The following is a 12,839-nucleotide window of genomic DNA, read 5'->3' as shown; positions in this document are numbered from 1 at the left end:
CTCCCCCCTCCGTCAGCTGCGCTGACACCTCCCCCGTAAACAGGGGAGGAAAAGAAGCAGCAGCTCTAAAGTGACCACTCACAACACCTTCTCCAGCCGTGCGGGAAGCTCTGCCGCCCAGGCGGTAATGTCGCCCGCGCCGAGGCAGACGACGAGATCGCCGGATTTCGCGCGCGGCTTGATGTCATCGGCGAGCGTTTCACGCGAGCTGGCGGACGCATCGCGATGGCCGTGCGCCTGCAAGCCGGCGATGAGCGAGTCCTGATCGGCGCCCTCAATCGGGCTTTCGCCTGCCGAATACACGTCCGCGACGAGCACGCTGTCGGCATCGTTAAAGCAGGTACAGAACTCCTCGAAAAGATCGTTGAGGCGGGTATAGCGGTGCGGCTGGACGACCGCGATCACGCGGCCATCGCCTGCCCGCTGGCGCGCGGCTTTCAGCACGGCGGCGATCTCGACCGGGTGGTGGCCATAATCATCGACCACCGTGACGCCCTTGGCCGTGCCGGTGATGGTGAAGCGGCGCTTCACGCCCGCAAAACCGCCCAGAGCTTCGCGGGCAGCACTTTCCGTACAGCCCAGCGCCTGTGCCACGGCCACAGCGCCGGTTGTGTTCTGGACATTGTGTTCACCCATCATAGGCAGGGAGATGTCTTTCCAGACCACGCGTTCCTCGCCCGGCGGCTGGAAGGCGATGTCGAACACGGCTCCTTGCGGGCTGGTGCGCAGATTCACACAGCGCACATCGGCCTGCGGATTGAAGCCATAGGTGATGATGCGCCGGTCCTCGATACGCGCGGCCAGCGCCTGCACTTCGGGGTGATCGGTACACAGCGCGGCGAACCCGTAAAAGGGCAGGTTCTCGACAAACTGGGCGAAGGCATCACGCAGCGCATCGAAATCGCCGTAATGCTCCATGTGTTCAGGGTCGATATTGGTGATCAGCGCGACCGTGCCGCGCAGTTTGAGGAAGGAGCCGTCGCTCTCATCGGCCTCCACCACCATCCACTCGCCTTCGCCCATTTTGGCGTTCGAGCCATAGGCCGAAATGATGCCGCCATTGATGACGGTCGGGTCAAAGCCTGCTGCATCCATCAGCGCAGCGATAAGGGAGGTCGTCGTCGTCTTGCCATGCGTGCCACCCACCGCCACGGCGTATTTCAGGCGCATCAGCTCGGCAAGCATCTCTGCCCGGCGCACGACGGGAATACGTTTGGCACGCGCGGCCACCAGTTCGGGATTGTCGCGCTTTACCGCCGACGAGACGACGAGCGCGCCAGCGCCCTCCACATTCTCGGCCCGGTGCCCGATATGCACGACTGCGCCCTTGGCCCGCAGGCGCTCCACATTGGCACTGTCCTTGATGTCCGAGCCGGAGACCCGGTAGCCCAGATTGAGCATCACCTCGGCAATACCGCTCATGCCGATCCCGCCAATACCAACGAAATGCACCGGGCCGGTAGCGGCAGGCAGGTCAATCGGAGCCATGAATACTGTCCTTGAAAAGTCTGTGTCAGGTGCGCGCGTTTGCCGCCTCCTGCAGGAGCGATGCCAGACGCAAATGCGCATCCGGCTTGCCGGCCTGCAGGGCGGCCTCGGCCATTGAGGCGAGAGCTTCGCCATCGGCCAGCAGGGTTTCAAGCCGCGCCCGCAGCGCGCCCGCAGCGATCTCGTCCTCGGTGATGATCTGTGCACCGCCAGCCTGCGCCAGCCCCATGGCGTTCGCGCGCTGGTGATCGTCTGCCGCAATCTCCAGCGGCACCAGAAGCGAAGGCCGTCCCAGTGCGGCGATCTCCGACACGCTGGACGCGCCAGAACGCGAAATGATGAGGTGAGACTTTGCGTAGAGCGGTCCCATATCCTCAAAGAAGGGCTCGCAATGGGCCTTCACGCCCGCTTCGGCATAGAGGCGGCGCGACGCCTCGATCTGCTCGGCGCGGGTCTGCTGGGTCACCTCAAGGCGGGTACGCAAACCTTCAGGCAGACCCGAAATCGCTTCAGGCACGCCTACCGACAGGATGCGCGCGCCCAGCGATCCGCCAATCACCAGCAATCGGACAGGGCCACCTTCCTCAGGCGCGGCATAGGGCGTGCGTCCGCCCGCGAGGATCGCGCCGCGTACCGGATTGCCGGTGACCACATGGCGGGCCTTGCCGGGCAGGCGGTCCAGCCGGTCGAAGCCGGATGCGACCGCAAACGCGTTGCGGGCAAACACTCGGTTTACCCGTCCCAGCACGGAGTTTTGCTCATGGATCACGAAGGGTATGCGTTTCAGCCGGGCATGCGCCAGCGCAGGAAAGGCCGGGTAGCCGCCAAACCCGGCGATGAGGTCAGGCTGGAACTGCGCGACGATGCGCCCGGTGCTGGCAAAGCCTCTGGCCAGTTTCAGCGTGTTGCCCGCTGCGCGCGCCGGGTTCTTCACGAAGGGTGTTGCCGCCTCGATCTGGTCCACGCCCTCGCCAGGAAAGCCGCTGGCGTGGCGCATGCCGCGCTGATCTGTGACCAGGCGTATCCGCCAGCCCGCCTCGCGCAGGGTCTCCGCCACCGCCCGGGCTGGGAAGATGTGCCCGCCTGTGCCGCCTGCGGCAATGAGAAGCCGGGGGGCGCTCATGCCGGCACCAGCCGCGTGCTGCTGCGCTCAGGCAGGTAAGCCCCCGGCGTGCGCTTGGTCAGCGCCAGCAGCAGGCCCGCGGCAAATGCCAGAGACAGCATGGACGACCCGCCATAGGAAACGAAAGGCAGGGTCATGCCCTTGGCCGGGGCCAGTTCCAGATTGACGAGAATGTTGATCAGCGCCTGACCGCCAAACATCAGGGCGAGGCCTGCCACGGCGAGCTGCGCAAAATTGTCCGACAGGCGCATGGAGCGAGACCAGGCCCGCGCAAACAGGATAGCAAACAGGCCGATAATGGCCAGCGACGCGACCAGGCCAAATTCCTCTGCCGCAACCGAGAACACGAAATCGGTGTGCGCTTCGGGCAGATAGCGCTTGATCTCGCCTTCGCCGGGCCCGACGCCGGTAAAGCCGCCGCGCGTAATGGCGCCTACAGCCATCTCGGTCTGGGTGGGGCCGCTCGCGGAGGCAGGCGCAAGAAAGGCAGCGACCCGGTCACGCACATGGCCGAGGAAGAAATAGGCGCCGGCTGCACCGCCGAGCGCCACGCTGCCCAGAAGCGCGGTGTGGAGAAAGGACAGGCCCGCAGCCCACAGCATGGCGGCAAAAATGCCGGTCAGCAGGATGGACTGGCCGAAATCGGGCTGGCTGATGAGAAAGCATATCGCCAGCACGTAAATGCCTGCCGCCACGAGGCGCCCTGGTACCGGCGCGCCCTTGCTCTCCTCGGAAAACAGCCAGGCCGTTATCACGATGAAGGCCGGTTTGAAGAATTCCGATGGCTGCAGCGAGAAACTGCCAAAGCGCAGCCAGCGCGTGGCGCCGTTTACTTCGTGCCCCATCAGGGCAACGACAATCAGCGCCAGGAAACTGCCCACCAGCGCCAGACCGGCCAGACGACGCGCGCCGCGCGGGCTGAGCGCGGCTATTGCCAGCATCAGGATCATGGAGAGACCGGCGAAAAAAATGTGCCGGTAGAGATAGTAGAACGGATCACCGGGGCTGATGCGTTCGGCTGCGCTCGGGCTGGCTGCCATGGACAATGTCACACCGACAACCATCAGTCCGGCCACCGTGAAGAGCAAGGTGCGGTCCAGCCCGAACCAGAGGCGCGCCAGTCCGCTGCGGCTTGCCGTGTTCATGCCGCATCTCCCTTTGCTGCCCGCTCCAGCAAGTCCTTTACCAGAGCGCGGAATGTGTCGCCGCGATGCTCATAGCTTCTGAACTGGTCAAACGAGGCGCAGGCTGGTGACAATAGAATAACCGGCCGCCGATAGCCGCTTTCGGCGGCGTCCATGGCCGCGTTCTGCAGAGCGCGCTCCAGCGTGCCGGACATATCGGCGGGCACGTCACGGCCCAGCTGCTTGCGAAGCAGGTCTGCATCCTGCCCGATCAGATAGGCCTTGCGGATACGCCGGAAGAAGGGCTTCAGGCTTTCAACACCGCCCGATTTTGCCTGCCCGCCCGCAATCCAGAATATGTCATGATAGCAGGCGAGCGCCTGCGCGGCGGCCTCGGCATTGGTGGCCTTGGAATCGTTGATGAAGAGAAGCGATCCCGCCTCGCCGACACGCTCCTGCCGGTGTGGCAGGCCGGGAAAGCTGGCGATCCCGGCAATGGCGTCGGTAATGCTCACTCCAAGGGCACGCACAGCAGCATAGGCCGCCGCCGCGTTCTGCGCATTGTGCGAACCGGGAAGCGCTTGCGCGCGGTGCAGTTCCATGACCGTGCGGGCGCCGCCCTTCGCGGTGTCGTCGTAGAGCTTGCCTGCCAGCGCGTAGACACCGAATGACACGAGCCGCTGGCTGGAAACCGGGATCACATTCAGCCCCGCCTTCGATTTCAGTCGCGTACACACGCTGCGGCTCGGCTCGTCATCAACGCCGACAATCGCCGTATCGCCGTCCTGCTGATTGGCAAAGATGCGCTCCTTGGCCGTGCGGTAGCCCTCAATATCGCCGTGCCGGTCGATATGGTCCGGCGTGAGGTTCAGGAAGACCGCCACCCGGCAGCGCAGGCTCTCGATCAGATCGAGCTGGTAGGAGGATAGCTCCAGCACATAGATCGCGCCGGGACGCGGCGGCTCGAGGCCGAGCACGGCGTCGCCGATATTGCCGCCCACGCGCACATCACGCCCTGCGCTTTTCAGGATATGGCCGATCAGCGCCGTCGTGGTGGATTTGCCGTTCGTGCCGGTAATCCCGATCACCGTGACGCCGGGCGTATCGGCAATAGCCTGGGCGAACAGCTCCACATCACCAATGACCGGCGCACCGACCGCGCGGGCCAGCGACACCATGCGGTGCGGGGCCGGGTGCGTAAGAGGGATGCCCGGAGACAGCACCAGAGCGGCCATATCGCCCCAGTCACGCCGGTTGAGATCATCGAGCTCCAGACCGGCCTTTGCGGCGTTCTCGCGCGCGGCTTCGTTGTCATCCCAGGCGGAAACCTCTGCCCCGCCTGCCGCCAATGCGCGCGCAGCCGTTATCCCGGTGCGGCCAAGGCCGAACACCGCCACGCGGCGTCCCTTGTAGGCGGTAACCGGGATCATGCAGGCAAACTACCTCAGCTTGAGTGTCGAAAGACCGATAAGGGCGAGCACGAACGCGATAATCCAGAACCGGATGACAATGGTCGGCTCGGCCCAGCCCATCTTTTCAAAATGGTGGTGGATGGGCGCCATGCGGAAGACGCGCTTGCCCGTCAGCTTGAAGCTGGCCACCTGGATCATCACCGAGAGCGCTTCGAGCACGAAAAGCCCGCCAATAATGGCCAGCACGATCTCGTGCTTCACGGCCACGGCAATGGTGCCGATTGCACCGCCAAGCGACAGCGAGCCGGTATCGCCCATGAACACCATGGCAGGCGGGGCATTATACCAGAGAAAGCCCAGCCCGGCTCCGATGATCGTGCCACAGATCACAGCGAGCTCGCCGGTACCGGGCGTGAAGTTCAGGAACAGATAGTTGGAATAGACCGCCGAACCGACGAAATAGGCGATAAAGCCGAAGGAGCCGGCCGCGATCATCACCGGCACGATAGCGAGGCCATCCAGCCCGTCTGTGATGTTGACGGCATTGGACGCGCCCACAATCACGATCAGTCCGAACAGGAAAAAGCCATAGCTCAGAGGGATCAGCACATCCTTGAAGAAAGGCACGGCGATCGAGGTGGCAAAGCCTTCAGGGACATTGGGCGCGTTCGACAGAAGCTCTGTCATCCAGAACACGGCGATGAGCGCGACAACCGACTGCAGGGCGAGCTTCATCTTGCCGGAAATGCCTGCCGAAGAGCGCTTGGTCACCTTGCGCCAGTCATCGAGAAAACCGATGCCGCCAAACCCGGCCGTGACCAGCAGCACAACCCAGATATAGGGGTTGGAAAGATCGGCCCAGAGCAATGTCCCCGCCAGAATGCCCAGCAGGATGATGAAGCCGCCCATGGTGGGGGTGCCCGCCTTGGTGAGCACATGGGTTTCAGGCCCGTCATCGCGGATTGGCTGCGATCCCTTGGTCTTCAGCCAGCCAATGAAGGGCTTGCCGATAATGATGGCCACGAGGAAGGCCGTGACCAGCCCTGCCCCGGTGCGGAATGTGAGATAGTTCACGACGTTGAAAACGGCGATGTCGGAAGCGAGTTGGGAAAACAGGAAATAGAGCATGAAAATCAGCCTTTGATGACCGCGTTAACGGCACCGTTCCGCAAACTTGCGACTACTTTATGAACGCCCGAACCGTTCGAGCCCTTGATCAGCACCACATCGCCCGGACGCAGCATGGCGCATAGCCGATCAGTGGCGTCCGCCGGCGATGCCGCCATTGCGCCCTTAACCGATCCGGGCAGCGCAGACATCAGATGTTCCATCATCGCGCCAACGCCAATGACCGCAGACACACCGGCATCAACCAGTGGCGCTGCCAGTTCGCGGTGACGCTCCGGGGCGCTCTCACCAATCTCCAGCATTTCGCCCAGCACCGCGATGCGGCGGCCTTTGCCGTCAGGCGAATGTCGGGCGAGTGTGGCAATCGCGGAGGCCATGGACACCGGGTTGGCATTATAGCTGTCGTCGATGATGCGTGCGCTGCCGCCATCAAGTTCTATCATGAAGCTCGCGCCGCGCCCGGCCTGGGCTTCCATGCCGGCCAGCACATCGGCGACCTGCGCGCTATCAATGCCGGCGGCCACGCAGGCCGCCATTACGGCAGCGGCATTGTGGGCCTGATGTTCGCCCGGCGCCGGGATGGAAATGTCCACCATACGGCCCAGCACATCAAAGCGGCCGCGCCCGGATGTAGCCTGCTGGTCCCAGGAGAGGATACGCACCGCAGCGTGCCGCGCCCGGCCAAACTCGAACAGGAATGCCGCGCCGCTCTCGTTCACGCGCGCGCACAGCCGGGGGGCGTACTCGCAATCTGCCGGGATGATCGCCACGCCATCGCCTGCCAGCCCTGCAAATATCTCCGCCTTGGCATCGGCGATGGCTTCCATGGAACCCAGATTTTCCAGATGCGCCGGTGCGATGCGGGTGATGAGGGCGATATGAGGCTGCACCTGTGTGGTCAGGGCCGCGATCTCGCCGGCATGGTTCATCCCCATCTCGAACACGCCGCGCCTGGTACCTTGCGGCATGCGCGCCAGGGTCAGCGGCACGCCCCAGTGATTATTGTAGGATTTGACGCTCCAGTGCGCAGGACCGCTGGCGCGGAAGACCGCCGCAATGGCCTCTTTCACCGATGTCTTGCCGACCGAGCCGGTGACGCCCACACGTACAGCCTTGCTGCGCTCGCGCGCCGCGACGCCAAGGCGCTGCAGCGCTTCGAGCACGTCCGGCACGACAAGGCGTGGGCCTGTGCCTGCATCTTCGCGAGAGACTATGGATGCAGCTGCCCCTGCTTTCTCGGCGGCAGGCACGAAATCATGCCCGTCACGCTGGTCTGCCAGCGCCACGAACAGGTCTCCGGCCTCCAGAGAGCGCGTGTCGATGGAGACGCCCGAGGCCTGCCAGCTATCACCCCCTACGAGCCGCCCGCCAGTCGCGGCGGTGGCTTGCGCTGCTGTCCATAAAGGCCCGGTCATTGCCCCCGCTCCCCGGTACTGCCTGTTCTGGCGGCGAGAGCGCGGCGCGCGACCTCGCCATCATCGAACGGATGGACCACGCCCTTGATGGTCTGGCCGGTCTCATGGCCCTTGCCTGCCAGCAGCAAGGTGTCGCCCGCTTTCAGATCACCAATGGCGGTGAAAATGGCGCGCTCGCGGTCTCCAATCTCTTCGGCGTGAGGCGCCCCTTTCAGTATCGCTGCGCGGATGAGAGCCGGATCTTCAGACCGCGGATTATCGTCGGTAACGATCACCCGGTCGGCGAGTTTGGCCGCTATAGCGCCCATCTTTTCGCGCTTGGTCGGATCACGGTCACCGCCCGCGCCAAACACGACAATCACTTTGCCGGCGGTGTGCGGACGCGCCGCCCGCAGGAGCTTATCAAGACCATCGGGCGTATGAGCGTAATCGATGAGAACAGGCGCGCCCTCAGCCGTCGCGCCGACAAACTCCAGACGCCCTGCGACGCCTTTCAGCTTCTCCAGCGCAGCGAACACGGTATCGGCATCCACGCCGCTCGCTATCGCCATGCCGGCCGCCTGAAATGCATTACTGGCCTGGAACTCGCCCATCAGGGGCAGGGTCAAGGCATGCTCCTTGCCCGCATGAACAAAGCGCACATGCTGGAAGGCGGCGTGCGGGGTGATTTCCTTCAGCTGGATATCGCGCCCGTTCCAGCCAACGGTGAAAATCTGCTGGCGGCGTGCCTCGGCGCGGCGCACCACCGCCTCGCCCCACTCGCTATCCACCGTGATGACGGCAGGTGCGCCTTCGGGCAAAAGCTCATCGAACAGGCGCATCTTGGAGGCGAAATAGTCTTCAAAGTCCGGATGATAATCGAGATGGTCCTGGGTGAGGTTGGAAAAGCCCGCCAGCGCGATTTTTGCGCCGTCCATGCGCCGCTGTTTCAGCCCGTGGCTCGACGCCTCCATCGCCAGGTGTGTGACGCCTTCTTGGGCTAGCGCATCCAGCGCGGCATGCAGGGCGATGGCATCGGGCGTGGTGTAACCCACATCGGTGCGGCCAGAACTCCGCGTCACGCCGAGCGTACCCAGAGCCGCCGCCTCATGGCCTGCCGCCTGCCAGATCTGACGCAGGAATTCGACAGTGGAGCTTTTGCCGTTGGTGCCGGTAATGGCGGCGATGTATTTCGGCTGGGCCGGAGAAAACCGCGCCGCCATCTGCGCCAGGGCGAGGCGCGGATCATCGGCCTCGATGACGGGAACAGGCGCAGCCGTGCCACGCTCGGCCAGGACAGCCACAGCGCCTGCGTCGATAGCCGCCTTGATGAAGGCATTGCCATGGGTGGTCACGCCCGGCAAGGCGGCAAAGACAAAGCCGGGCTTTACCGCCCGGCTGTCCAGCGCCAGTCCGGTGACGGCCAGTTCCAGCATGCCTTCCGGCACGCTCACGCCAGCGGGAAGGATGTCAGCAAGCCTGCGCAGCGTACTCATGGGCGATCCCTGCCTGCAGCCAGTTCGACGGGCTCTTCCGGTCCTGCCCGCACCGGCGTGCGCGGCACGAACATGCGCGCCACCGTCTGCACGCGCGCGCCGGGGTCGGCTTCGCGAAGGCCCACACCCAGTACCGGCGCCACGCGCTCGATGATCTCGCCGCCTGTTGGCGCAGCATTCCAGCCAGCGGTGTTGAAGCCATGGGTCTCGCGGATGGGGCGCGGCTGGTCGAGGCTCACCACCAGCACGTATTGCGGGTCATCGAAGGGGAATATCCCGACAAAGCTGGTCAGCACATTACCGACCTGGTAGCGGCCATTGACGATGCGCTGGGCCGTGCCGGTCTTGCCGGCAATGGCGAGGCCTTCGCGGTCGGCCTGACCGCCGGCAACAGAGGCGCGCATGACGCCAAGCACCTGTGCCGCCGTTGCCGAACTCATCACCGGAATCTGCGGCACGATATCGGTCGGGCCAACGGGACGCAGGGTCGGCGGCGTGTAGATTCCGTCATTGGCCAGCGCGGCATAGGCCGCTGCCAGAGCCACGGGCGACACGTTGAAGCCGTGCCCGTATGAAGCCGTCATCACCTCTGCCCGGCCCCAGCGGGCAGGCAGCATCGGGTTCTGGCCCTCGATGATTTCCAGCGGCGGGCGCTCCCAAAGGCCCAGCTCTCCGAAGAAGCTGGTCAACACCTCTCCGCCGATCCGCTCCGCCATGCGGGCCGAGCCGATATTGGAGGAATGAATGATGACTTCCCGGGCGGTGAGTATACGCGACTGCGGACGGAAATCGCGAATGCGGTGCGAACCGATGGCAATCGGCGCGCGGGCATCGAATGTATCGTCAAGACGCACCAGCCCGGCCTCTATACCGGCAGCGAGGGTGAGCGGCTTGAATACCGAACCCAGCTCGTAAACGCCCTGGACGGTACGGTTGAAACGGTTTTCCGCCGGTTCACTGCCCGCCCGGTTCGGGTCAAAGTCGGGAAGGGAGGCCAGCGCGATGATCTCGCCGGTGCCGACGCGCATCAGCACCGCCATGGCGCCTTGCGCCGAGTAGCGCTCCACGCGCTCGCGCAGCACGGTTTCCAGCGCATCCTGCGCGCCCAGATGAATGGACAGGCTGACCGGACGGCCAGACCCGTCATTAAGCTCGTCATTAAAGGCGCGCTCCGCCCCGGCCAGGCCTGCCAGGTCCTGATCGGTAAAGCCTACCAGATGTGCAGCCAGCCGCCGGCGCGGATAGACCCGGCCCGGCTCCACCCGGAAGCCGATGCCGGGCAGGCCCAGCATGTGAATGGCCTGACGTTCGCGCGGGCCCAGCCCGCGCTCGATCCAGACAAAGCGGCGGTTTGATGAAAGATCACGCTGCAGGGTTTCCGCGTTCAGATGCGGAAGAACCGTTCGCAGCGCTTGAGCGGTCTCCGCCGGATCCCAGACCTGGCGCGGATCAGCGAAAACAGAATGGAAATCGAGATTGCTGGCCAGAATCTGACCATTGCGGTCAACGATCTCGCCGCGGCGCGACGCCACCTGCGCCACACGCACCGGCGCAGCCTCAGCAAACTCGCCCGTGACAGCCAGTTCTACCGCGCGGCCCGCCGCCACCAGAAATCCTGCGCCCACCAGAATACCGATAAAGCCAAGGCGCAGCCGCGTGCGCCCTAGCGCCTGACCGGCCTCGTCTTCCAGCCGGATGGTGGCGCTGGCATCGAAACCGGCTGATCCGTCCCCGCGCAAGGGCTCAAGCCCGGCGCGCGAACGCCGGATTCTTACCTTGCCGAAAAGACGCGTCAGCCAATTCGTCATTGACGCCCTCTTACCGGAGGTGTGGTGGACGGCCAGCTGGCCTGCGCCGTTTGCGGCGCCTGCGGCGACAGGCGTTCAGCTTCGGCGCGCACCTGTGCCAGCTCGGCCAGCGAGAGTTCCTGCGCCGACTGCACCGGCTCAAACCCCAGATGGGTGCGGGCCAGCGCTCTGAGCTGCTCGGGATCTTCCAGATGCGCGATATTGGCCGTCAGCGTGTTGATGCGCGAGCGCTCCTGAGCGAGCTCCACCTGCAGCCCTGCAAGACGGGCCTGAGCCGCATCGGTTTCTGCTTTGGCGACATACAGCGCTCCCAGAAGGATCACGCTGCCGAGAATGCCGAAAAAGAGGACGAGGCGTATCATGTGACACACTCCAGAAGGCGGCTATAAGGGGGCACGCCGGGCAGGCCGTCATCTTCGGCTGGCCAGGCAGGGTTGGTGGTGCGGACACCGGCCCGCAGGCGCGAGGAGCGCGCGCGCGGATTGGCGGCGATTTCGGCCTCTGAAGGTTCAATGGCCTTGCGGGTCAGCAGCGAGAAGCTGGGCGCCGGCCCCGCTTCCACTTGCGGTGCATGGCGCGAGCCCTGCCCCGCCATGCCGGCGCGGGCGCGCAGGAAGGTCTTCACGATGCGGTCTTCCAGCGAATGGAAGGTGACAACCGCCAGCACGCCGGTGGGCTTCAGGATGCGTTCCGCCGCGCCGAGCGCGCGGATCAGTTCGCCCAGCTCGTCATTGACATAGATGCGCAGCCCCTGAAACACGCGTGTGGCCGGGTGAATACGCCCCGGCTTGCCGCCAATTACCCGCGCCATCAGCGATGCCAGTTCAAGCGTGGCCTCAAAAGGCTTTGCGGCGCGGTCTTCCACAATGGCGCGCGCCGCACGGCGGGCATGGCGCTCCTCGCCATAGATTTTGAAGATCGCCGCCAGCTCGTCGGCGTCCAGATGGTTGACGGCATCGGCAGCGCTGGGACCAGAGCGGGCCATGCGCATGTCCAGCGGGCCGTCCTTCTGGAAGGAGAAGCCGCGCTCTGCCTCGTCGATCTGCATCGACGACACCCCCAGATCGAGCATTACGCCGTCGACACCATCACTGCCGGACAGCTCTACGATCTGCTCCATCAGGGAGAAGGGGCCGGACTGAAAGGCGAACGTGTCCGGGAAGGCCTTGCGCAGCGCGGCAGCAGCCTTTGCCGCTTCAGGGTCCCGGTCGATGCCGACCAGACGCGCGCCCTCGACGGCCAGCACCGCTCGGGCATAGCCCCCGCCGCCCAGCGTACCATCCACATAGAGCCCGCCCGCGCGGGGGCGGATGGCAGTGATCACTTCGTCGAGCAGCACCGGGACGTGCCCCATCATGCACCCTCCGGCCGAACGGCAGGGCGGCGCAGCGCGGCCTTGTTGTCGCGCGCAAAGCTGAGATCACGGGCATGGCGCTCGGCGTGCGCTTCGGGCGACCAGACCTCGAAGCGGCGGCCCATGCCGACAAAGGTCGCCTTTGCGTCAAGGCCGGCATGCTCGATGAATTCACGCGGCAGGGAGATGCGGCCGGTCTGGTCAAACGAGAGGGGGCGGGCGCCACCGAAAATCACGCGCTCAAAGGCCGTGCGCGCATCGTCATACGGGTCCATCGCATCGATGGCAGCGGCCATTTCGGCCATCAACGCCTCACCGCCACCTTCCAGGAACGGTCCGTTAAACGAACACCAGACATAGATACCACCGAAGCGCTCCGCCGACACCACGGCACGGAAATCGGCCGGGACGGAAACCCGTCCCTTGGCATCTATCCCGTTGGTTGTGGTGGAGAAAAACATCTCCTGCGGCGCTCCCCCGGCTTCCCACGTGCGACATCTGCCCCGATGTGG

General features: G+C 64.8%; 11 protein-coding genes. All 11 read right to left on the bottom strand.

Features of this window, described 5'->3' with window-relative positions; all coding sequences use genetic code 11:
• Nucleotides 1–78 precede the first annotated feature (78 nt).
• The 11 genes from murC to ACTIGC_RS08665 are packed head-to-tail and all read right to left on the bottom strand — an operon-like array spanning nucleotide 79 to nucleotide 12,788.
• On the bottom strand, nucleotides 79–1,488 hold the full coding sequence (murC, locus tag ACTIGC_RS08715; RefSeq protein WP_439634024.1) for a UDP-N-acetylmuramate--L-alanine ligase: 1,410 nt from the start codon (nucleotides 1,486–1,488) through the stop codon (nucleotides 79–81).
• 25 nt (nucleotides 1,489–1,513) lie between these two features.
• A complete protein-coding gene (gene murG / locus ACTIGC_RS08710; protein ID WP_439634023.1) occupies nucleotides 1,514–2,611 on the bottom strand; it encodes an undecaprenyldiphospho-muramoylpentapeptide beta-N-acetylglucosaminyltransferase in 1,098 nt (365 codons plus the stop codon).
• A complete protein-coding gene (locus tag ACTIGC_RS08705; RefSeq protein ID WP_127565619.1) occupies nucleotides 2,608–3,756 on the bottom strand; it encodes an FtsW/RodA/SpoVE family cell cycle protein in 1,149 nt (382 codons plus the stop codon). The genes murG and ACTIGC_RS08705 overlap by 4 nt, the downstream gene beginning before the upstream one ends.
• Entirely contained in the window at nucleotides 3,753–5,165 is a 1,413-nt protein-coding gene (murD, locus tag ACTIGC_RS08700; protein ID WP_127565618.1) for a UDP-N-acetylmuramoyl-L-alanine--D-glutamate ligase, read from the bottom strand. The genes ACTIGC_RS08705 and murD overlap by 4 nt, the downstream gene beginning before the upstream one ends.
• Before the next feature lie 9 nt (nucleotides 5,166–5,174).
• Nucleotides 5,175–6,275 (bottom strand): phospho-N-acetylmuramoyl-pentapeptide-transferase, encoded by a 1,101-nt coding sequence (gene mraY, locus ACTIGC_RS08695; RefSeq protein WP_439634022.1) that lies wholly within the window; start codon nucleotides 6,273–6,275, stop codon nucleotides 5,175–5,177.
• A 5-nt stretch (nucleotides 6,276–6,280) separates the two neighbouring features.
• Nucleotides 6,281–7,690 carry a UDP-N-acetylmuramoyl-tripeptide--D-alanyl-D-alanine ligase gene (locus tag ACTIGC_RS08690; RefSeq protein WP_439634021.1) on the bottom strand — a complete coding sequence of 470 codons (1,410 nt, stop codon included), beginning with the start codon at nucleotides 7,688–7,690 and terminating at the stop codon, nucleotides 6,281–6,283.
• On the bottom strand, nucleotides 7,687–9,165 hold the full coding sequence (locus ACTIGC_RS08685) for a UDP-N-acetylmuramoyl-L-alanyl-D-glutamate--2,6-diaminopimelate ligase (protein WP_439634020.1): 1,479 nt from the start codon (nucleotides 9,163–9,165) through the stop codon (nucleotides 7,687–7,689). Before ACTIGC_RS08685 ends, ACTIGC_RS08690 begins: the two co-directional genes overlap by 4 nt.
• Nucleotides 9,162–10,973 (bottom strand): peptidoglycan D,D-transpeptidase FtsI family protein, encoded by a 1,812-nt coding sequence (locus ACTIGC_RS08680; RefSeq protein ID WP_439634019.1) that lies wholly within the window; start codon nucleotides 10,971–10,973, stop codon nucleotides 9,162–9,164. The genes ACTIGC_RS08685 and ACTIGC_RS08680 overlap by 4 nt, the downstream gene beginning before the upstream one ends.
• Nucleotides 10,970–11,335: a cell division protein FtsL gene (gene ftsL, locus ACTIGC_RS08675; protein ID WP_127565614.1), complete on the bottom strand. Its 366-nt coding sequence runs from the start codon at nucleotides 11,333–11,335 to the stop codon at nucleotides 10,970–10,972. Before ftsL ends, ACTIGC_RS08680 begins: the two co-directional genes overlap by 4 nt.
• On the bottom strand, nucleotides 11,332–12,327 hold the full coding sequence (rsmH, locus tag ACTIGC_RS08670) for a 16S rRNA (cytosine(1402)-N(4))-methyltransferase RsmH (RefSeq protein WP_439634181.1): 996 nt from the start codon (nucleotides 12,325–12,327) through the stop codon (nucleotides 11,332–11,334). Before rsmH ends, ftsL begins: the two co-directional genes overlap by 4 nt.
• Nucleotides 12,327–12,788, bottom strand: coding sequence for a division/cell wall cluster transcriptional repressor MraZ (locus ACTIGC_RS08665; RefSeq protein ID WP_439634018.1), 462 nt, complete (start codon nucleotides 12,786–12,788; stop codon nucleotides 12,327–12,329). Before ACTIGC_RS08665 ends, rsmH begins: the two co-directional genes overlap by 1 nt.
• Nucleotides 12,789–12,839 lie beyond the last annotated feature (51 nt).

Origin of the sequence: Glycocaulis sp., assembly GCF_051859565.1 — a bacterium.
Lineage (GTDB): Bacteria > Pseudomonadota > Alphaproteobacteria > Caulobacterales > Maricaulaceae > Glycocaulis.
This window is presented reverse-complemented; position numbering and strand designations above follow the sequence as displayed.